Source organism: Parafilimonas terrae (assembly GCF_900115755.1).
Taxonomy (GTDB): domain Bacteria; phylum Bacteroidota; class Bacteroidia; order Chitinophagales; family Chitinophagaceae; genus Parafilimonas; species Parafilimonas terrae.
In genome coordinates, this window is the sequence record NZ_FOXQ01000012.1 from 80,052 (window position 1) to 99,969 (window position 19,918).

The following is a 19,918-nucleotide window of genomic DNA, read 5'->3' on the forward strand; positions in this document are numbered from 1 at the left end:
CTCTTTTTGTTGTGCCACTTTATATTATGTATCTTCAACCGGACGAATTAAACATTGTACAATGAAGAACATGTTTGCCCTATTTGGTTTTTGTTTTTTTTCAGTAACAGTTTTTGCCCAGCAAGGATTTACATTTAAACAACAGCCTGAAAAAAAACAGGTTGATGTTTTATATAACGGGAAACTATTAACGGCCTATTGTCACTATGATTCTGTTGCCAAACCCGTGTTGTTTCCTGTAAACACGGTTGATGGCATTACCGTTACCCGTGGCTATCCTGTTGCGCCGAGGCCGGGCGAAAGAACCGATCATCCGCATCATGTGGGTATATGGATGAATTACGAATCGGTAAACGGCATTGATTTCTGGAACAACTCCACCGCTATACCGGCTGAAAAAAAAGATCAATATGGAAGCATCATACATGAAAAAATTATATCTACCGATGCGCATGGCGATAAAGCATCGCTTACAGCCACCGCAAAATGGGTAAACAATGCAGGCGCTGTTTTTTTAAACGAACAAACAACTTATCATTTTAAAGTGGAGGATGATATTTTTATAATCGACAGGGTAACTACGCTAACGGCCTTAAATGAAAAAGTTGTTTTTAAAGATGTTAAGGATGGTTTTTTTGCAATACGTGTGGCGCGGGAACTGGAAATGCCTTCGAAAGAACCGGGTGTTTTTGTAGATGCTCATGGCAACGAAACTAAAGTTGACCCTTCGGGTGATAATTCTGTTACAGGCATGTATTATAACAGCTTTGGTGTTAAAGGCGACAGCGTATGGAGCAGCAAGGCGCCCTGGGCAATGTTGAAAGGCATTAAAGACGGAAAGCCAATTACTATAGCCATGTTCGATCATCCCGGCAATGTTGGATATCCTACTTACTGGCATGCCCGCGGTTACGGGCTTTTTGCATTAAACCCTTTGGGCCGTAAAGTATTCAGCAATGGAAAAGAAGAGTTGAATTATATACTTTCACCGCAGCAATCAGTAAAATTTGTTTACAGGATTATTGTAGCATCGAAAGATTTAAGCAGTAAAACAATCAATAATATTTCACATTCATTCGATAAGGAAAAATATTAGCAGGCAGTGAACGCAACTGTATGCCGTTGTTTTAAAAATAAGTAAACTATGAACATCAATATTAAAAAGGCAAACAAAGTCTTATACATTTTACTTGGTGTGCTGATCGCAATTATATACCTGCGCGACTTAATTAATCTCATATACTGATATTACAGCTTGTTATATCATCGCTATTGAACTTTGAAAGTTATCTTCGGTAAATAAAATCAATTTGATTATCTGCAGTAATAAAATGCAAGCCGCGTTAAACCGGCCATTTTTTTTTACACAAAACATCTGTTTATGAAAAGATCATTATTTCTCATTGCAACAGTATTCGCATTAGCAGCCTGTAACAATACCCCTGATAAAAATATTGTGGATATACAGGGCATCGACTCTTCCATTAAACCCGGCGATAATTTTTTTATGTATGTAAACCGCAAGTGGTATGATACGGCACAGATACCGCCTTCACAGCCGGGCGTTGGCGCTTATATGTTTATGAACTATCCGCAGCGCTTACGCTTACAGGGCATATTAGACAGCGTTTCAAAAGCAAGCAATTCAGCAGGAAGCATTGAACAAAAACTCGGCGATTTTTACGCCTCAGGTATGGATACAAATACCATTAATAAACGTGGCTACGATCCGGTTAAACCAATACTTACCCGCATTGATAGCATAACCGATGTTGCTTCTTTATTGAAGTTTGTTGCAAACGAAGCAAAGGCTTACAATAATTCTGTTATAGGTTTTTATGTGGGTGCAGATAACAAAAACAGCAGCCTTAATATTGCCCATCTTTATCAAACGGGCATTGGTTTGCCGGAGAGAGATTATTATTTTAACACAGATGCTTCAAACACATCTATCCAGCAGGCTTACAAAACATATCTTGCTAAGTTATTTGAACTTACAGGCAGCGATGCAGCAACAGCAAGCAGGAATGCAGATATTGTTTATAACATCGATAAACAACTGGCCGCATCGCATAGAACCAATATTGAATTACGCGATATAAATGCCAACTACAACAAGATGGCTGTTGCAACGCTTGCAAAACGGCAACCCAATATCGGCTGGACGGATGTGTTGAATGAACTTGGCGCAAAAACAGATTCCATCGATGTATCGCAACCTGCTTATTATGATAAGCTCAATACAGTCTTAAAAACTATTCCCATAAACGATTGGAAAATTTATCTGAAAGCATATTCTCTCAATAATTATGCAGATGTGTTAAGCAAACCTTTTGTTGATGCATCTTTTGAGTTTAATAAAGTCATATCAGGACAGGCTGTGCAAAAAGCACGCGGAGAAATAATAGCCAGCGTTATTGACCAGTCTTTGGGTGAAGCGCTCGGGCAGTTGTATGTAAAAAAATATTTTAGTGAAGATGCAAAGAAACGTGCATTGGAACTCGTGAATAATTTACAGCAGGCATTTTCAGCAAGGGTAGATAAACTTGACTGGATGAGCGACAGCACCAAAGCAAAAGCAAAAGAAAAATTATTTGTTATCACTAAAAAGATCGGCTATCCCGACAAATGGAGAGATTACAGCAATGTAACAACAGCAAAGGATAAATACTTTGAGAATGTAGTTGCAGCTGCTTCCAACAATTATCAATACCAGCTTGCAAAATTGAATAAACCTGTTGACAGGTCAGAATGGTTTACCACGCCATCTACCGTAACTGCATATAATAATCCTTCAGCCAACGAAATTGTTTTTCCGGCAGCCATTTTACAGCCGCCTTATTTTGATAACAACGCAGATGATGCACTTAACTATGGCGGCATCGGTATGGTAATAGGCCATGAAATGACACACACTTTTGATGACCAGGGCGCTCAATTTGATAAAGATGGCAATGTAAAAAACTGGTGGACGGAAGAAGACTATGATAAGTTCAAAACAAAAACACAACAGGTAATAGATTTGTATAACACCTTCACTGTTTTAGATACCGTGCATATTAAAGGCGCAATGACTGTTGGCGAAAATACAGCAGACATAAGCGGTGTTGCTGTTGCTTATGATGCATTTAAAATGACGAAAGAAGGGCATGATACAACAAAAATCGGGGGCTTTACACCTGACCAGCGGTTCTTTATTTCCGTTGCAAGAATCTGGCGTGTAAAAATGAAAGATGAATTTATGCGGTTATGGGTGAATAATAATCCTCACTCTTTGCCTATGTGGCGTGTAAACGGCCCGCTCATGAATAATCCGCATTTTTATGATGCCTTTAATGTGCAGCCGGGTGAGAAAATGTATCTGCCGGAAAAAGACAGGATTTATATATGGTAAGCATTTTTCTATAAATACATTTAATGAAAGATCGCCGGCAATTGCCGGCGATCTTTCATTATCAGCTTGCGGACAATAAAGCACTTAATATTTAATCATCGTACTGTGACCAGGTGTTTGAGATAGTCGCTTGTAATATCGTTCCCAGTAATCTCTTCAACGCCTTCAAAGCTTAACAATTTAAAGGCAATATCTTTCATTGCTTTTAAAGCATATTTCAAATAACCGGGGCCGAGGCTTACCCTTGCCACGCCCATTTGTTCCAATGTTTGTAAACCGGGAATACCCGGTATCATCAAAATATTTATGGGCATTTTCAATTCGTCAACAACCGTTTTTATATGTGCCTGTTCATGTATAAGAATAGGATAAAAACAGTCTGCGCCTGCATCTTTATAAGCCCCGCCCCTTTTTACAGTTTCATCAATCATTTGCTGTGAAGAATGAAAACTTTGTGCATGTATAAAGGTGTCTGTTCTTGCATTTATAAATAAAGGCACATCCATATCAAGCGCTATTTCTTTTATAAGCTTTATTCTCCTGCATTGAACATCTGCCTGCAATAAAGTATGCGCTTTTTTATCTGTATCTTCTATATTAATACCTGCGATTCCTGTTTTAATAAGTTGCCTGATGTTATGTTCAAGCTGATTTTCGTCTTCAGCATAACCACTTTCAATGTCGGCTGTTACAGGAACATGCACACTCCCTGCAATGGCTGTAAGAATGCGTAATACATCCGTAAAAGGAATTTGTTCGCCATCGTTATATCCATTGGAATAAGCTACAGCCGCACTGGCTGTAGCTATAACTTTATAACCTGTATCTTCCAAAAGCCTGGCGCCAAGCACATCCCATACATTCGGCAGCAACAATAATTTTCCTGAGTGATGCAGGCTATGCAAAGCCTTTGCCTTTTCTGCCTGTGTTATTGCGGTGTTGAACATATATTTTATTTAGTTTAATGCAGCGCTGATATTTCTTACAGGCGGATGAAGCTGTGATACAACACCAATCCTGTTCCATGCATTGATGGTAATAACAGCCATAATAATTTCAACCATTAATTGCTCTCCAAATACATCAATTGCCCTTGTATAAGTTTCATCGCTTAAGCCACCCTTATGTATCAGCGTTACTTCTTCCGTTATTTTGAATAACAGTTTTTCTTCTTCATTAAATACATCACCTGCTTCTCTCCATGCGCTTACCAATAATACTTTTTGCAATGGCACATTTGTTTTCAACGCATCATGCGAATGGGCATCTGTGCAGTAAGAACAACCATTTATCTGCGATGCACGTATCCTTATCAGTTCCCGGTATTCTCTATTAATGGATGAGTTATCTGTAAGTGCATCCAGTGGTTCCATTGCATTGTAAGCGGCAGGTAATACCTTGCCAAAATTAATTCTTTGTTTCATGTTTATGTTTTATTGTTAAGAAGATTGATCAGAAAAAATATTGATCGTGACTGTTGAAGAATGCTTCGCGTTCACTTGGGTTTAATTGCAATTTGCCATGGGCAATGCTTTCAAGGCTTTTAAAGAAATCCTCTCTGTTACCTGCACCTGTGAAAATAAACTGCAGCCTGCTGCCCTGCTCTAAAGGTTTGAACCCATGTGGCGACATAGGCGGAATGATGGCTGTATCTCCGCGATGAAAAACTGTTGCTGCACCATTAAGCATAAAAGAAAATGTTCCTTCAAGCACTGTAAATATTTCTGTCATTTTTTTATGATAATGCGTATTATATTCCAATGCAGTATTTGGATAATAGCCTTCATAAAAGCCGAGGTTTTGTTGTGCGGGATAAGATGACAGATGGAATACATATTCGCTGCGCGGCATCTTCACACCGTCTTTATCTGCAGCCCGGATAATTGTTGCTTTTTGAAATTCCATGTTCATTGTTTTATTCACTGCAAAGCTCACGCACAAAGCATTTGCAGGGAATAGACAATCCCGGGAAAAGCATGTAATTTTTTAAATTGAGAATTGCTGCTGATACAGCTTAGGAGAAACATTGGCGTATTTCTTAAAGAAGTTAGAAAAGTAAAACGGATCATTAAAACCCAGTTCATAAGCCACTTCTTTTACGGTGAGGTTTTGATAGGTAAGCAACCGTTTGGCCTCTGATGCAATTAAACCATATATAACATTCTGGGCCGTTCTGCCTGTATGCAATTTCGATTGTTCATTTAACCTTGCTTCTGTAGTGCCCAGCATGCGGGCAATTTCAGATAATGAATAATTATGTTTGAAATTGCTGCGAACCAGTTCGAGGAATTTGAGGAACAGCGCATCGGGTTTCCATATTTCATCTCCGTGTTCAATCTTGGCGCGGTTTATTTCCACCAATATTAATTCAATGCGCGAATGAATGGTAATGAGGTATTGAAAAGGCTGCGCTTCCAGTTCCTGCTGTATCTGTAAAAGGTTCCACTGAATGCCCGCATGATTTGGGATGGTAATAACTTCGTTCATATCAAAATGGCAGAACAAACCATTTTGAAAAATAAGTTCTATATCATTGTCAGTCTTGCAAAAAAAATCAAGCGTAAATTCAAGAATAAAGCCATCCGCATCTTTCCATTCTTTTATGTAATGAATTTGACCTGATGTAATAGTGAGCACATCATATTGGCTTAACTGCAATTCTTTTTCATCCACAACAATGGTAAGCCCACCTTTATTGCACCATATAAGCACGTATTTTCTAACACGGCGCGGATGGCTGATCTCACTGTGATTGCCGAATGTTTTAAGCTCAATCATGCAGCAAACTTCGGTAATATTTTCAGGCAATGCAAAACGCTTCGAAGAAGACAGTATTGCCCATTACAGGTGAAAGTCTCCTGTATCACTCCGGGTAATAAAAGTTTTTGCTTTCCCCTTTTGGAGAGGGTTTTATGGTGCGGTACATTTGCGCCATGAACAAAAAAGTAAGGGTGCGTTTTGCGCCTTCACCCACAGGCGGCCTGCACATTGGCGGTATGCGTACCGTGTTATTCAATTATCTTTTTGCAAAACATAATAACGGTGATTTTATTTTGCGCATTGAAGACACCGACCAAAACCGTTTTGTGCCAGGCGCGGAGGAGTACATTTTTGAATGCTTGAAATGGTGTGGGCTCGAGCCTGATGAAAGCGTTTTGCACGGCGGCGGATATGCACCTTATCGCCAAAGCGAAAGAAAAGAATTGTATAAGCAATACGCAGAGCAACTGGTGAAAGAAGGTAAAGCTTATTATGCATTTGATACGCCTGCTGAGCTGGAAGAGAAAAGAAAAACTGTCCCCAATTTTCAATACAGCCAGTTAACCCGCAGTGAAATGAAAAATTCATTAACGCTGGATGAAGATGCCGTACAAAAATTATTAGCTGAAAATATACCGCATGTTACACGCATAAAAATGCCGCATGATGAAACTGTTGGTTTTGTTGATATGATCCGCGGCGCTGTAAATTTTAATACATCACAGGTGGATGATAAGGTCTTATTAAAAGCAGATGGCATGCCTACATATCATCTTGCAGTTGTGGTAGATGATTATTTAATGAAAATAACACACGCTTTTCGCGGTGAAGAATGGCTGCCTTCTTCGCCGGTTCATATCTTATTATGGCAATATTTATTCGGGATTGAAAATATGCCTGAATGGGCGCATTTGCCATTGATATTAAAACCCGATGGCAAGGGTAAATTAAGTAAACGCGATGGCGACCGTTTAGGTTTCCCCGTATTTACTATGAACTGGACAGACCCTAAAACAGGTGAACTTACAGCCGGTTTTCGTGAACGCGGTTTTTTGCCCGAAGCCTTCATTAACTTTCTCGCTCTATTAGGCTGGAACGATGGTTCGGAACAGGAAATTTTTACAATAGAAGAATTGATAAAAAAGTTTTCTATTGAACGGGTGCATAAAGCCGGCGCCAAGTTCGATTATGAAAAAGCAAAATGGTTCAACCATGAATGGATAAAACGGTCAACAGTTAATAGTCTGCAACTCACTTTAAAACCTTTGCTGATTAATGCAGGCGTTGAAGTGAATGATGATGAAAAATTAAAAACCGCTATTGAACTGGTTAAAGACCGTTGTACTTTATTGCCCGATTTTGTGCAACAATCTTCATTCTTTTTTCAATCGCCAAAAGAAATTGATATTAATTCCATCAAGCCGAAATGGAATGAACACAAGCAACAATTTTTTGCTGAATTAATCCATGTGTATGGGCTGTCAACATTATGGAACCATGAGGAGCTTGAAAATTCATTTAAGGAACTGGCAGCCGCCAGCCAGATAAAACCGGGCGATGTATTGCTTCCTTTACGTATAATGTTGGTGGGCGGCAAGTTTGGCCCGCATGTATTTAATATTGCCGAAGTATTGGGTAAAAAAGAAACAATTAATCGCATAAAACATACATTATCATTATTAAGCAGTGAGCTTAATGGATAGACTGATGTTATGGGCACTATCAACTGTTATCTGTTATTTTTGATAAAAAAAACGATATGCTTACAAACACTTCATTGCCCGATATAAATAACGAGATAAAAATTTCTGAAGAAACTATAAAAAAATTTCGTGAAAAGGGCCATACACTTACAAGAGGTTTATTAAACAAAGAAGAGGTTGAAGCTTATCATGCCGTGATAAGGAATGCTGCAGAAAAATACAATACGGAAAAGCGCAAAATGGAAGACCGCGATACGTATGGCAAAGCTTTTTTGCAGATCATGAATTTGTGGCGCAACGATGATTCGGTTAAAAAATTTGTTTTGTCAAAACGTTTTGCAAAAGTAGCCGCCGATTTATTAGGCGTTAAAAATGTGCGTATTTACCACGACCAGGCTTTGTATAAAGAACCCGGCGGCGGCCCCACCCCCTGGCACCAGGACCAATATTACTGGCCCGTTGATACAACCAATACAATCACTATGTGGATGCCCCTGGTGGATATAACGGTTGATATGGGCATGCTTACGTTTGCTTCCGGCTCTCATGTAAACGGCAGCGTGTTTGATTATGAAATATCAGATGAATCTGAAGAAGAGTTTGATAAATATGTGAAGGATAATAAGTTTGAAATATCCCGTGCCACCACCATGAATGCAGGCGATGCAACATGGCATTATGGTTTTACTATTCATAATGCGCCTGGCAACAATTCCAATATTATGCGTGAGATAATGACAGTTATTTACCTCGCTGATGATGCAAGAATTACTGCGCCAAAAAATAAATGGCAGGAAAACGATTTGAAAACCTGGCTGGCCGGCAAACCTGTTGGATCTTCGGCTGATTCAGAATTAAACCCCTTAGTATTATAACTGCAATTTTTTATTTGAATAAAAAATTGTTTGCTGCATTTGCATAATGCTTCGCTGTGTTTAAGTTGCAACTTCATAAAGGCATTTATTTGTTCAGCGGTATCCCGGCTCAAAAAATATTAGCGATTTTTGAGCAAGACTATATTCAGCATGAAAAAAAACAATACGCTTTTATACACGCTTGCACTGCTTAGAATTATCATCCCTTATTTATTGCAACATCCCGTTTACGAACCGCACCGCGATGAATTTTTATACCTGGCGGAAGGTCATCACCTTGCTTTTGGTTTTATGGAAGTGCCGCCTATGCTTTCCATTTTTGCATGGCTTACAAACCTTTTTGGCGGCGGCATGTTTTGGGTAAAACTATGGCCTTCTTTATTCGGCGCAGCAACATTTATCGTTGCAGGCAAAATTATTCAATCACTCGGCGGCAAATCGTTTGCATTAATACTTTTATTCCTTTCTTTCTTATTTGGCGCTTATTTAAGAATGTTTTTTTTGTTTCAGCCAAATGCGCCCGAAATATTTTTCTGGACGCTGATAGCATTCAGTTTTATCCGCTTCGTTCAAACTGAAAAAAATAAATGGTTGTATGTATTTGGCATTAGTGTTGGCCTGGGCATGCTGAGTAAATATTCTGTTGCATTTTATACCGTAAGCATTTTGCTTGCATTGCTGTTTACAAAACACCGCATTGTTTTTTTTAATAAGCATTTTTGGTATGCTTCGCTCATTGGCTTTCTTATTTTTCTGCCCAATATTATCTGGCAGTGGCAAAATCATTTTCCTGTTATTGTGCACATGAATGAACTGCAGCAAACGCAACTGCAATACATAAACCCGGCAGGTTTTTTAACCGACCAATTGCTGCTTATGTTTCCATGTTTTTTTGTTTGGCTCACAGGACTTTTTAATGCTCTTTCATCAAAACAATATCGTTTTATTGGCCTTGCTTATTTGTTTGTAATCATTTTATTATTGATGGGCCATGGCAAAAGTTATTATGCTGCCGGTGTTTATCCACCATTATTTGCTTTTGGCGCAACAGCACTTGAAAAATTTACTGCTACACAAAGAAAATATTTGCGTTACGCTTTTGTAATTTTTGCAGTTGGGTTTGGTTTATTTGTTGTACCAATTTTATTGCCGGTATTGCCGCCGCAACCGCTTGCTGATTTATATGTAAAGATGAACATTGCAAAAACCGGTACTTTAAAATGGGAAGATTTAAAAGACCATTCTCTTCCACAAGACTTTGCAGATATGCAGGGCTGGGAAGAAATGGCGCAAAAAGTAGCCAAAGCATATCATGCACTTGATGATTCAGAGAGGCAAAACACGGTTATATTTTGTAATAATTATGGCATGGCAGGCGCTATAAATTATTATGCACGCAAATACAATTTACCCGAGGCTTACAGCGACAATGCAAGCTTTCTATATTGGTTGCCCACAAGTTTACAGATAGAAAATTTTATATTGGTTTCAGACGACCCGGATGAAAAACAACATGATTTTGCAAAGGGGTTTACATCTGTTACAAAAACGGATAGCATCACAAATAAATTTGCCAGGGAGAAAGGAGATTACATTTATGTTTTTATAGGCGCTGATGATAATTTTCGAAAATTCTTTAAACAAAAAATAGAAAAAGATAAAGCTGAGTTCAAATATTAAAAGCAATGAGGCGACTACAGCATCAGACCGTTGCAACAACATTTATTCATTATGAAAAAAATATTTCTTTTTATTTTCATTACTGTTTCCTGTGCGCTTCATGCACAGCATAAAACAGACGTGCTGCTTCAGCGCATTTTATTAAAAAATACAGATAGTCTTTTTCAAGCGGTTTTATCTCATCCGGATGAATATCGTTTACAAATAATCTACACGCAGATAAACAGGGATAAAAACAACAAACCTTCTTTTACTAATTACTATTTTAATGTAGATTCTCTATTTTATTTTAATCCGGCATCAACCGTAAAACTTCCACTGGCCGCTTTATCGTTAGAAAAGCTGAATGAAATAAAAATGCCGGGCATTAATAAATTTACATCCCTGCAATTTGACAGCGCTTATCAGCGGTAGGAAAAAGAATTGTACGACAGCACATCAGAAAATAATTATCCATCTATTGCGCAGTTTATAAGAAAAGCTTTTTTGATAAGTGACAATGATGCTTACAACCGTATGTACCAGTTTGTTGGCCAGCAAAGCATTAACCGGAAACTGCACGCAAAGGGTTATATACACACAAGAATTACAAGGCAATTTATGGGATATACAGATGATGAAAACCGGCATACCAATCCAATCAATTTTATTGATAAAGATGGAAAGGTTATTTATCATCAACCTATGCAATACAATACGGATTCGTTTGATTATTCACACACTGTAAAAATTGGAAAAGCGCATCTTAACAGCAATGATAGCTTGATAAACGAACCGATAGATTTTACAAGCGTAAATAATCTTCCATTAGAAGATCTGCAGCAAATATTGCAATCCATTTTATTCCCATTATCGGTTCCTGAAAAACAACGATTCCATCTTGCAAAAGATGATTATACTTTTCTCAAACAATTTTTATCGCAGTTCCCGTCCGAAACAAATTATCCCAAATATGATACATCGCAGTATTACGATAGTTATGTAAAATTTTTCTTCCAGGATAGTGTTCATCATTCAATGCCGCCAAATATTCGTGTGTTTAATAAAGTAGGATGGGCTTACGGTTTTTTAACTGATGCTTCATATATAGCAGATTTTAAAAACAATATTGAGTTTATGCTGGCCGCAACTGTTTATGTTAACAGCGATGGTGTTTTGAATGATAATAAATATGATTATGAAACGATCGGCCACCCGTTTCTTTACCAGCTTGGCCAAACCATTTACAGTTATGAATTAAAGCGCAAAAGAAAATATACACCCGGGTTAAATGATTTTATAATTCAATATGAAAAACGCAATCCTGATGATACAAGGCCTTCAATTAAAGATGCAGATAATTAAACAGAGATAATACCTTCGCAGTATTGAAAGCATTTGTGTTGAATAAATTATTGCAATGAAACCGGGCATGATAATTTTTCCTCACACGGGGATGTGCATAGCGAGGTTCCATTCGACCATTGAAAAAATAAACTTAAACGAATGAAAAAATTATTGTTTGTAAAAATATCCCTGTTGCTGCTTACTTCATTTTGCACATTTCATACAAGCGCACAGAAACCGGTAAACTGGACTGATAAGCAACTGATGCAGCCATCAGAACTGGCAGACATTATGAAGAACAAAACAAGTAATGTTGTCATCATCAGCGTTGGCCCTTTTAACACTATACCCGGCGCAATTAATGTTGGAATGGTAAGTGAAAAAGAAAACATGGATAAATTTAAAACGCAGCTAAATGCTTTAAAGAAAGATGCCAAAATTGTTGTTTACTGCGGTTGCTGCCCTTATGAACATTGTCCTAATGTGCGGCCTGCCATTGATGTTTTAAAGGAAATGCAGTTTACAAACTTTTATCTTTTAAACCTGCCTGATAATCTTAAAATAGACTGGATAAATAAAGGCTATCCCGTTACGGAATAATGTGGCAGCCTTTTATTTTAATCTTTTTACGAGGTAGTAATTCTTTACAATCCTTTTATTATGTTGCTTACTTTCTGCAGGCACTTCATTTAAATCAACTGTAGCAAGCTGCGTAAAACTGTAGTTATTAAACACGTGCATTAATTTATTTGCTTTATCAGGGTAAACCAGCAATCCAAACGCAGCATCAGCGGGCATTTTAACCGAATTGCCATCAGCTATATTTGATATTGGGTTTCCATAGCTCCATATTATTTCAGGAACAAAACCATCGCCTTCAAACGTTTTTATGTTGTATTTTTTTTCAATGTTGTGCAGGTTAGCTGCATCAAAATAATTGCTGTTTGTGTAAAATATTTTTGATATTGGAATAAGTGTAACTACAATACCACACATAAAAAAAACAGAGGCGTAAAATACCTGTATAAAATGCTTTCGTTTTAATCCTTTTATTATTACAAACGAACAGGTAAAAGAAATTATCACAAGCAATATGTACCAGCCAATATAATTTTCAAGCTTCGCTTTCAATAAAAAAAAGCTAACAAACGGAACGGCCAACCCTATAAACGCAACCAGCCCGAAACTGAAATAAACAACAGCTTTTTCATACCTGTTTGTTATTTGTTTAAAAGAAAGTGCCAGGTATTGAATATAAAAGCTTGTATTCATTGCCAGTGGAATTAAAACAGGCATTATATAACGCACTTTTTTTTCAGGGATGAATGATAAAAGCAGCAGCGATGCCATCGTCCACAAAAAAGAAAATGTATAAGCTTTCACATTACTTACACGCTTACGCATATAGAAATACATAAGCGAAATAAAAGATGGAATTGTCCATAATCCGCTTTGAGTAAAGAAGCTCCAATAATAGTAAAAGGGTTTTACTTCATAATTTCCCCAGTTTTGTGTTTGCTTCGACAAAGCTGTTCCGGCATAAGGATCAAAATATTTTACATACAGCGGCCATGAAAGGCCTATTGCCAAACCAATAGCAAGAACAATTAAACTCAACAATAAATTTTTACCAACTTTCTGTTTATAAACAATAAAATAAGCAATCAAAAAAGAAAGAAATAATCCATATAATGAAACGGGGCCTTTGCTCAGAAAGGAACAGCCCGTAAATAATGCTGCCAGTGCAATATTCAAAAAAAGATTTTCCTTTTCGTTGAAAACCTTGTACAGAAAATAAATACTTACCACCATGAATGCATGTGTGTATATATCCCACTGGTTATCCCTCCCCGAAAAAAATATATAGAAGGATGTTATAAGAATAAGCGAAGCATATAATGGTTGGTTATTTTCAGGCTGGAGGCGTTTTACCAGTTTGTAAAAAAAATATACAAGCAGCAGGCACACCAACGCAACCGGCAAGCGCAATACAAACATATTGTGCATACCGCCAAGCATCATAAAAAATGCAGTTAGCCATGTGGGCAATGGCGGCTTTTCATAACGTGGCAAACCATTCATGGTTGTAAATATCCAGTGGCCATCGTTTACCATTTCTCTTGCTGTTATGAGGTTTCTTGCCTCCATAATATTTGTTTGTATCAACCCAAGATGCACAAACAACATCAGCACTGAAACAGCCAACAGCACAACTAACGGGTATTTTTCAGCAAATGAGTTCATTCGTTCAAGTTTGTTTTTATATGGTCTCATGTAACCGCGCTATGCTCCTGCATTCTCATCCCGCTTTGTCGGGACAAGTTGTGTGAGAAAAAAATATCATGCGCGGTTTCATGAATGTTTTTTAATAATAACAATGTTGCGGAAGTAAACAATAAAACCCGTAAGCTGCCCAACAAACAAAACGATATCTTTTCTTAATACAGCATATATCAATATAAGAAAAGAACCGGCGAGGCTAATGATCCAGAAACCTAAAGGCAGGTGCGACTCCTTTCTTTTTTCTGAATATATCCATTGATAAATAAACCTGAATGTAAACAGCAATTGCGAAACGATGCCGAGTATAAATAACCAGGCAGGAATGTTTTCATTATGAAACAATTTATGCCGGTCGTAAATACCATTATTATAGCCGTATATCAAAATAAAAAGAGGAAAGCAATAAATAAAAATACGCAGGATTATTGCAAGTTTCTTCCACTGCTGCTGCAACTGCATATTGCGTATATAAATATAATATGTGATGGTTTGACCAAGCATAATAGCAAAATCATCCCTTAAATAGCCATATACAAACAACAGGAAAGATGCCAGCAAACTAAACTCCCAAAACAAAACCGGTGTTAGCACTTTCTTTTGTTTTTCAGATAATATCCATTGCAGTAAAAGGCGGCTTGAAAATAATATCTGTGCCAAAGCACCAATGCCAATCACAATCCAGTTACTCATAACTTCTTTTCTGCAATGGTATAATTAATGTATTTCCTTTTCATCCATAAATAAGCAAAGCAATCACTCAGCGGGCCGGCAAGCCTGTTCCATAAATGAAAGTTTGATTTGCCGGCAACCCTTGGAAAAGCACGCACAGGAATTTGCATAATCTTACCTTTTTGCAATAAGATCATCGCCGGTAAAAAACGGTGCAGGCCGTTGAACATAGGAATAGCTTTTGCTTTATCTGCCTTAATAATTTTTAAAGGGCAGCCGGTATCATCCATGCCATCATGCGTAAAACTGCGCCTTATGCCATTGGCAATTTTTGAAGATGCATTTTTAACAAAAGAATCTTTTCTGCCGGTGCGCACACCGGTTACCAGGTCATATTCATTGCAGTAATCTGCCAGTATATTAAAGTCTTCAGGCGTGGTTTGCAGGTCGGCATCAATATAACCCACCCATTTTGTATCGGCACAATCAAACCCTGCTTTAATAGCAGCGCTCAGGCCACAGTTTTTTTCAAATGATATATAAGTAAAAAGAGGATTAGCATTACATATATCACGAATCATTTGCAGGCTGTTATCTTTCGATCCATCATCTACAAAGAGTACCTTGGATGGAATTTTTGCCAGAGGAAAATAGGCCTCGAAAACTTGTTGCAGGCGCAGTAAGTTTTCTGCTTCGTTATATACAGGAATGATGATAGCCAATTCCGGTTGTTTCATTCGTTCAAGTTTGTTTTTTATATGGTCTCATGTAACCGCGCCATAAACACCTTTATGTAAGAAAAATTATTGCGCCCGGTTTCATTCGTTCAAGTTTGTTTTTTATATGGTCTCATGTAACCGCGCCATAAACACCTTTATGTAGGAAAAATTATTGCGCCCGGTTTCATTCAACTTTTTATTATGACCGGCAAAATTAAAACATAACTAACTTGCAGTTTTTATTTAAGATGAAAATACTTGTTACGGGTGCGGCAGGATTTATAGGATCGCACATGTCTGAGAAACTCGCCGGGATGCAGCACGAAGTAATTGGTGTTGATAATTTATCTTCCTTTTACCCGAAAGAGCTCAAGATGCTCAACCTTCAGTCCATGCAGGATAAAGTTGCATTTATTGAAGCTGATCTTACTAATCATAATGACTACAAATTATTACCCGCAGACATAGATTATATTTTTCATTTTGCGGCGCAACCGGGCTTGTCCGAGAAATCTGGGTTCGCTGAATATCTTTCAAATAATGTAACTGCTACTTATGAGCTTATAGAGTTTGCGAAGCAATTAAAGCATCTGAAATTTTTTGTTAATATTTCCACTTCATCTGTTTATGGATTGGATGCTACCAAAGATGAAACCGCTATTCCGGAACCTGTTTCTTATTATGGCATTACAAAGCTTGCTGCCGAACAATTAGCATTGGCAGAAAGCAGAAAGAAAACTTTGAATGCCTGTTCGCTCAGGCTTTACTCTGTTTATGGGCCAAGGGAAAGGCCGGATAAACTTTATACTAAACTTATCCGTTCGGCATTAACAAACGAGCCATTTACATTGGTTGAAGGCAGCCTGCAGCACACACGCAGCTTTAGTTTTGTTGGAGATATTATTGATGGCATTGCAGCAGTCATAGGCAAAGAAGAAACCGTAAACAACGAAATCATAAACATTGGTAATAGCATGCAATACACAACACGGGAGGGAATTGATACCGTTGAAGCATTAACAGGCAATAAAATAAATTTTGAAATAATACCGCCACGCACCGGCGATCAAACCACTACTAAAGCTATTATAGATAAAGCAAAACGGCTACTTAATTATAACCCTCAAACAAGCTTAAAGGAAGGTGTGCAGCAGCAATTAAACTGGTTTAAGCAAAACTTTCTATAACTTTAAAGAGCGGGATGCTTTGTTTAAAGGATTTAAAACAATGAGCATAAACATAGCGCTTCCCCCAAATTCCAGCAACTCGGCGCCCTTGCTGTCGAACGTTAAAAATGATAAACCAAAAACCAGCAGGCAACCGATAATTTGATAAAGCCTCGCAACAGGAAAAGCAGCCCTGTCAATAAAATTTTTAAACCCGGGTTTTTTGCTATACAGCAAGGGGATAATAATAAGATATATGGCAACGCCGGCAATAAGCACATCGGTAAAAATTATTTTATTAAGCTTTTCGCCGCCTATAATCAGGTTATGAATATTTTCTTCGTCCTGTGAATTATGTTCCCGGAAATATTCTGATGTTTCAAAACCAAAAATGCGTTGCCCCCAGCTTATCTCTTCCCCCAAAATAAAAAAGCTGCCTAAAGCAATAAAAAGATAGGTGAGAAAAAACCAGGCGTTTTTTTTGCGGGCATATCTAAACAAAAGGATGAAGCAGGTTAATGTTAAGATTGCAAGCGGGATTAAAGTAACATCTTCAATAAACCCATCTTCAACCACATAGGTTTCGAGAAACCATGTTTTATTTACCCAGGCAGCAATAATTCCTATAACCATCAGCACAAAAACAATACTTAAAACTATCTTTTCTAAACCGCTCAGCTTTTTTCTTTGCATGGTAAAAGTTTAATATTCAGTCTGCAAATATCTGCAAAATCGTTGCAGGTAAATAACAAAATGGAGATTTTATAACTATTGAATATAGCGGTCATTTCACAGCAGTCCTTCATCTGCAAAGCTGTAATAACCATCTTCGCTTACAATAATGTGGTCTAATACTTTTATATCAAAAAAAGCGGCTGCCTCATTTATTTTTTTCGTCAGTTCTTCATCGGCGCGGCTGGGTTTTAAACTGCCGCTGGGATGGTTATGGCAGAGAATAATGCTTGTGGCATCGTTTTCAAGGGCTTTCTTTAAAATAATGCGTGGGTCGGCCACGGTACCGGTAATACCGCCTTCGCTCACAATTTCCGAATGTTTTATTTTATTGGCGCGGTTTAAATACACTACAGCAAAAATTTCGTGTTGCTTATATTGAAACTGCGCCCTCAGATAAGCTGCAACATCGCGGCTATGAATAACGATATTCAATTTCTTTGCTGCAACATCACGCCGCAACCCAAGTTCCAAAGCAGCAGTAATAGCAATGGCTTTTGCCTCGCCAATACCTTTTACTTTTAATTTTAAAATTTCTTTTACAGAGAGCTTTCCAAGCTTTTGCAAGTCGTTATCCACGGCATTTAACAAGCTTTTGGAAACGTCCACAGCGCTTTTATCTTTTGTGCCGTTGTTAATGAGGATGGCTATCAGTTCTGCATTACTTAATGCATGATAACCTTTTAGCAGTAGTTTTTCTCGGGGACGGTCGTCAACTGCCCAGTTTTTAATGGAAGATTCAGGCATTGTAAAAAATATGAAACTTCAAATTAGTATTTCTTTTTTGAATTTTTATCTTCGCCCCTATTAAGCTATACTATGGGCCCTTCAGTAAAGATTTTTTCAGGTACCGGTTCACAGGCACTTTGTGCTAAAATCACACAGTGTTTTGGCGCAGCATCCGGTAAAGTAATTATTCAAAAGTTCAGCGACGGCGAGTTTCAGCCAATATTCCTTGAAAGCATTCGTGGCGATTATGTGTTTTTAGTACAAAGCACCTGCGCGCCTACAGATAATTTAATGGAATTATTGCTGATGATAGATGCCGCCAAACGCGCCAGCGCTTATAAAATTATTGCCGTTATTCCGTATTATGGTTATGCAAGGCAGGACCGTAAAGACCGGCCACGAGTGGCCATAGGTTCCAAACTGGTGGCTTCATTGCTGGAAAAAGCCGGCGCCACCCGTGTGATCACTATGGATTTGCATGCACCGCAAATACAAGGCTTCTTTGATATACCGGTTGACCACCTCGACAGCTCGGCAATTTTTATACCTTATATAGAAAAACTTAACCTGCCAAACCTTACCTTTGCCGCCCCCGACGTGGGAAGTACCAACCGTGTAAGGGAAATTGCCAGCTATTTTAATGCAGAAATGGTTATTTGCGACAAGCATCGCAAACGGGCAAATGAAATAGCCAGCATGGTGCTGATAGGCGATGTGCAGGATAAGGATATTGTTTTAATTGACGATATTATTGATACCGGCGGTACACTGGCGAAAGCCGCAGCTCTTTTAAAAGAAAATGGTGCAAGAAGTGTGAGAGCATTATGCACGCACCCGGTTTTAAGCGGCAATGCTTACCAGAACATTGAAAACAGTGTGCTGGAAGAACTGGTGGTTTGCGATACGATTCAGCTTAAAGAAAATGCTTCTTCCAAAATAAAAGTTATTTCTGTGGCCGATCTTTTTGCCATTGCAATAAGAAACGCTTACGAAAACAAAAGCATCACCAGCCTGTTTATACACTCGCAGATGAGGGACAAGTAGTTGATAAGTTGAAAGGTTGAGGAATTGGGAAATTGGGAGCTGCAATGAAAATATGCAGTACAAAGGAGTGATCCGCCGCGGCGGAATGCCATGAAATACAAAAGCTGATTACAAAAAATATTTATGCAAAGCCAATGGCTTTACATTAGCTCTTTAATAATTAAATCTCAAAAAATGAAGACAATTACAATCGAAGGACAACTGAGGACCGAAATTGGCAAAAAAGCCACCCGCCAGCTTCGCTCTCAGGAACTGGTGCCTGGTGTAATTTACGGGGGTGCGCAGGAAGTAAATTTCTCTGCTCCGGCAAAGGCTTTCAAGCCTCTTGTTTACACATCAGAATTCCAGTTGGCAGAAGTAAAAGTGGATGGCAAATCTTATACCTGCATTTTAAAAGATTTGCAGTTTGATAAGGTTAAAGACAACCTGATTCACATTGACCTGCTGGAACTGGTTGAGAACAAAAAAGTAATAGCCAACCTGCCGCTTAAATTCAACGGTACGCCTGTGGGTGTAAAAGAAGGTGGTAAGCTTATTACAAAAATGAAATCGCTGAAAATAAAAACCCTCCCCAAACATTTAAGGGAAAACATTGAGGTTGACATCAGCGAGCTTAAACTGAATGAAAATATTCGCGTGGAAGATGTGAAGGCAGATAATATAGAGATCATGAATTCGCCCAGAATTCCTATCGCTTCTATTGTACTTACACGCCAGTTGAAACAGGAAGAAGCTGCTGCTGAAAAAGCGGCGCCAAAAGGAGACGAAAAGAAAAAGTAATTTTTTCAATATTCTACCAGGTCCCGCCTTTGCTGCGGGACTTTTTATTTATTTTCAG

20 protein-coding genes are annotated in these 19,918 nt (G+C 38.2%); 11 read left to right on the top strand and 9 right to left on the bottom strand.

From position 1 onward, the window contains the following. Window positions 1-61: 61 nt before the first annotated feature. Together BM015_RS17005 and BM015_RS17010 are read left to right on the top strand one after the other, a co-directional pair. Window positions 62-1,096 (top strand): DUF6807 domain-containing protein, encoded by a 1,035-nt coding sequence (locus BM015_RS17005; protein ID WP_090661377.1) that lies wholly within the window; start codon window positions 62-64, stop codon window positions 1,094-1,096. Window positions 1,097-1,381: 285 nt separating this feature from the next. After that, entirely contained in the window at window positions 1,382-3,394 is a 2,013-nt protein-coding gene (locus BM015_RS17010) for a M13 family metallopeptidase (RefSeq protein WP_090661381.1), read from the top strand. Between the two features lie 95 nt (window positions 3,395-3,489). Here the strand turns inward: BM015_RS17010 and BM015_RS17015 are convergent, their stop codons facing one another. The 4 genes from BM015_RS17015 to BM015_RS17030 all read right to left on the bottom strand — a co-directional run bounded on the left by BM015_RS17015 (window position 3,490) and on the right by BM015_RS17030 (window position 6,172). After that, a complete protein-coding gene (locus tag BM015_RS17015; RefSeq protein ID WP_090661384.1) occupies window positions 3,490-4,341 on the bottom strand; it encodes an isocitrate lyase/PEP mutase family protein in 852 nt (283 codons plus the stop codon). Between the two features lie 9 nt (window positions 4,342-4,350). Next, on the bottom strand, window positions 4,351-4,818 hold the full coding sequence (locus tag BM015_RS17020; protein WP_090661387.1) for a carboxymuconolactone decarboxylase family protein: 468 nt from the start codon (window positions 4,816-4,818) through the stop codon (window positions 4,351-4,353). A 28-nt stretch (window positions 4,819-4,846) separates the two neighbouring features. After that, window positions 4,847-5,299 carry a cupin domain-containing protein gene (locus tag BM015_RS17025; protein ID WP_177191948.1) on the bottom strand — a complete coding sequence of 151 codons (453 nt, stop codon included), beginning with the start codon at window positions 5,297-5,299 and terminating at the stop codon, window positions 4,847-4,849. 81 nt (window positions 5,300-5,380) lie between these two features. Further along, the gene (locus tag BM015_RS17030; RefSeq protein ID WP_090661393.1) at window positions 5,381-6,172 is read right to left on the bottom strand and encodes a helix-turn-helix domain-containing protein; all 792 of its coding nucleotides are present in this window, start codon (window positions 6,170-6,172) and stop codon (window positions 5,381-5,383) included. A 155-nt stretch (window positions 6,173-6,327) separates the two neighbouring features. On the opposite strand from BM015_RS17030, the gene gltX reads away from it, so the two are divergent. From gltX to BM015_RS17055, 6 genes are all read left to right on the top strand, one after another. Then, a complete protein-coding gene (gene gltX / locus BM015_RS17035) occupies window positions 6,328-7,857 on the top strand; it encodes a glutamate--tRNA ligase (protein WP_090661395.1) in 1,530 nt (509 codons plus the stop codon). Between the two features lie 56 nt (window positions 7,858-7,913). Then, the gene (locus BM015_RS17040) at window positions 7,914-8,732 is read left to right on the top strand and encodes a phytanoyl-CoA dioxygenase family protein (RefSeq protein ID WP_090661397.1); all 819 of its coding nucleotides are present in this window, start codon (window positions 7,914-7,916) and stop codon (window positions 8,730-8,732) included. 150 nt (window positions 8,733-8,882) lie between these two features. Next, complete coding sequence (locus BM015_RS17045) at window positions 8,883-10,412, top strand: glycosyltransferase family 39 protein (protein WP_090661400.1); 1,530 nt, start codon at window positions 8,883-8,885, stop codon at window positions 10,410-10,412. A 51-nt stretch (window positions 10,413-10,463) separates the two neighbouring features. Then, a complete protein-coding gene (locus tag BM015_RS21905; protein WP_245751469.1) occupies window positions 10,464-10,826 on the top strand; it encodes a hypothetical protein in 363 nt (120 codons plus the stop codon). A 9-nt stretch (window positions 10,827-10,835) separates the two neighbouring features. Further along, window positions 10,836-11,756 (top strand): serine hydrolase, encoded by a 921-nt coding sequence (locus tag BM015_RS17050; RefSeq protein WP_245751470.1) that lies wholly within the window; start codon window positions 10,836-10,838, stop codon window positions 11,754-11,756. 141 nt (window positions 11,757-11,897) lie between these two features. Next, window positions 11,898-12,338, top strand: a complete 441-nt coding sequence (locus BM015_RS17055; RefSeq protein ID WP_090661403.1) for a rhodanese-like domain-containing protein — start codon at window positions 11,898-11,900, stop codon at window positions 12,336-12,338. 12 nt (window positions 12,339-12,350) lie between these two features. Here BM015_RS17055 and BM015_RS17060 read toward each other — a convergent pair whose 3' ends face one another. The 3 genes from BM015_RS17060 to BM015_RS17070 form a co-directional block, all read right to left on the bottom strand. Next, complete coding sequence (locus BM015_RS17060) at window positions 12,351-13,982, bottom strand: ArnT family glycosyltransferase (RefSeq protein WP_177191949.1); 1,632 nt, start codon at window positions 13,980-13,982, stop codon at window positions 12,351-12,353. 108 nt (window positions 13,983-14,090) lie between these two features. Further along, a complete protein-coding gene (locus tag BM015_RS17065; protein ID WP_090661410.1) occupies window positions 14,091-14,711 on the bottom strand; it encodes a lipid-A-disaccharide synthase N-terminal domain-containing protein in 621 nt (206 codons plus the stop codon). After that, window positions 14,708-15,427 (bottom strand): glycosyltransferase family 2 protein, encoded by a 720-nt coding sequence (locus tag BM015_RS17070; protein WP_090661413.1) that lies wholly within the window; start codon window positions 15,425-15,427, stop codon window positions 14,708-14,710. Before BM015_RS17070 ends, BM015_RS17065 begins: the two co-directional genes overlap by 4 nt. A 230-nt stretch (window positions 15,428-15,657) precedes the next feature. On the opposite strand from BM015_RS17070, the gene BM015_RS17075 reads away from it, so the two are divergent. Then, entirely contained in the window at window positions 15,658-16,596 is a 939-nt protein-coding gene (locus tag BM015_RS17075; RefSeq protein WP_090661416.1) for an NAD-dependent epimerase/dehydratase family protein, read from the top strand. On the opposite strand, the gene BM015_RS17080 is transcribed toward BM015_RS17075, so the two are convergent. Together BM015_RS17080 and radC are read right to left on the bottom strand one after the other, a co-directional pair. Next, window positions 16,591-17,268 (bottom strand): hypothetical protein, encoded by a 678-nt coding sequence (locus BM015_RS17080; RefSeq protein WP_090661420.1) that lies wholly within the window; start codon window positions 17,266-17,268, stop codon window positions 16,591-16,593. The genes BM015_RS17075 and BM015_RS17080 overlap by 6 nt on opposite strands. Before the next feature lie 96 nt (window positions 17,269-17,364). Next, window positions 17,365-18,054, bottom strand: coding sequence for a RadC family protein (radC, locus tag BM015_RS17085; protein ID WP_090661424.1), 690 nt, complete (start codon window positions 18,052-18,054; stop codon window positions 17,365-17,367). Window positions 18,055-18,126: 72 nt separating this feature from the next. On the opposite strand from radC, the gene BM015_RS17090 reads away from it, so the two are divergent. Both BM015_RS17090 and BM015_RS17095 read left to right on the top strand, forming a co-directional pair. Beyond that, window positions 18,127-19,080, top strand: a complete 954-nt coding sequence (locus tag BM015_RS17090) for a ribose-phosphate pyrophosphokinase (protein ID WP_090661427.1) — start codon at window positions 18,127-18,129, stop codon at window positions 19,078-19,080. A 174-nt stretch (window positions 19,081-19,254) separates the two neighbouring features. After that, window positions 19,255-19,860 carry a 50S ribosomal protein L25 gene (locus BM015_RS17095; protein WP_090661636.1) on the top strand — a complete coding sequence of 202 codons (606 nt, stop codon included), beginning with the start codon at window positions 19,255-19,257 and terminating at the stop codon, window positions 19,858-19,860. The last annotated feature ends 58 nt before the right edge of the window (window positions 19,861-19,918 follow it).

Coding starts and splice junctions, on each gene's coding strand:
- BM015_RS17095 (WP_090661636.1), top strand. CDS start 19,255: ATGAAGACAATTACAATCGAAGGACAACTGAGGACCGAAATTGGCAAA.
- radC (WP_090661424.1), bottom strand. CDS start 18,054: ATGCCTGAATCTTCCATTAAAAACTGGGCAGTTGACGACCGTCCCCGA.
- BM015_RS17010 (WP_090661381.1), top strand. CDS start 1,382: ATGAAAAGATCATTATTTCTCATTGCAACAGTATTCGCATTAGCAGCC.
- BM015_RS17055 (WP_090661403.1), top strand. CDS start 11,898: ATGAAAAAATTATTGTTTGTAAAAATATCCCTGTTGCTGCTTACTTCA.
- BM015_RS17060 (WP_177191949.1), bottom strand. CDS start 13,982: ATGAACTCATTTGCTGAAAAATACCCGTTAGTTGTGCTGTTGGCTGTT.
- BM015_RS17090 (WP_090661427.1), top strand. CDS start 18,127: ATGGGCCCTTCAGTAAAGATTTTTTCAGGTACCGGTTCACAGGCACTT.
- BM015_RS17065 (WP_090661410.1), bottom strand. CDS start 14,711: ATGAGTAACTGGATTGTGATTGGCATTGGTGCTTTGGCACAGATATTA.
- gltX (WP_090661395.1), top strand. CDS start 6,328: ATGAACAAAAAAGTAAGGGTGCGTTTTGCGCCTTCACCCACAGGCGGC.
- BM015_RS17005 (WP_090661377.1), top strand. CDS start 62: ATGAAGAACATGTTTGCCCTATTTGGTTTTTGTTTTTTTTCAGTAACA.
- BM015_RS17070 (WP_090661413.1), bottom strand. CDS start 15,427: ATGAAACAACCGGAATTGGCTATCATCATTCCTGTATATAACGAAGCA.
- BM015_RS17040 (WP_090661397.1), top strand. CDS start 7,914: ATGCTTACAAACACTTCATTGCCCGATATAAATAACGAGATAAAAATT.
- BM015_RS17025 (WP_177191948.1), bottom strand. CDS start 5,299: ATGGAATTTCAAAAAGCAACAATTATCCGGGCTGCAGATAAAGACGGT.
- BM015_RS17020 (WP_090661387.1), bottom strand. CDS start 4,818: ATGAAACAAAGAATTAATTTTGGCAAGGTATTACCTGCCGCTTACAAT.
- BM015_RS17015 (WP_090661384.1), bottom strand. CDS start 4,341: ATGTTCAACACCGCAATAACACAGGCAGAAAAGGCAAAGGCTTTGCAT.
- BM015_RS17075 (WP_090661416.1), top strand. CDS start 15,658: ATGAAAATACTTGTTACGGGTGCGGCAGGATTTATAGGATCGCACATG.
- BM015_RS21905 (WP_245751469.1), top strand. CDS start 10,464: ATGAAAAAAATATTTCTTTTTATTTTCATTACTGTTTCCTGTGCGCTT.
- BM015_RS17030 (WP_090661393.1), bottom strand. CDS start 6,172: ATGATTGAGCTTAAAACATTCGGCAATCACAGTGAGATCAGCCATCCG.
- BM015_RS17080 (WP_090661420.1), bottom strand. CDS start 17,268: ATGCAAAGAAAAAAGCTGAGCGGTTTAGAAAAGATAGTTTTAAGTATT.
- BM015_RS17045 (WP_090661400.1), top strand. CDS start 8,883: ATGAAAAAAAACAATACGCTTTTATACACGCTTGCACTGCTTAGAATT.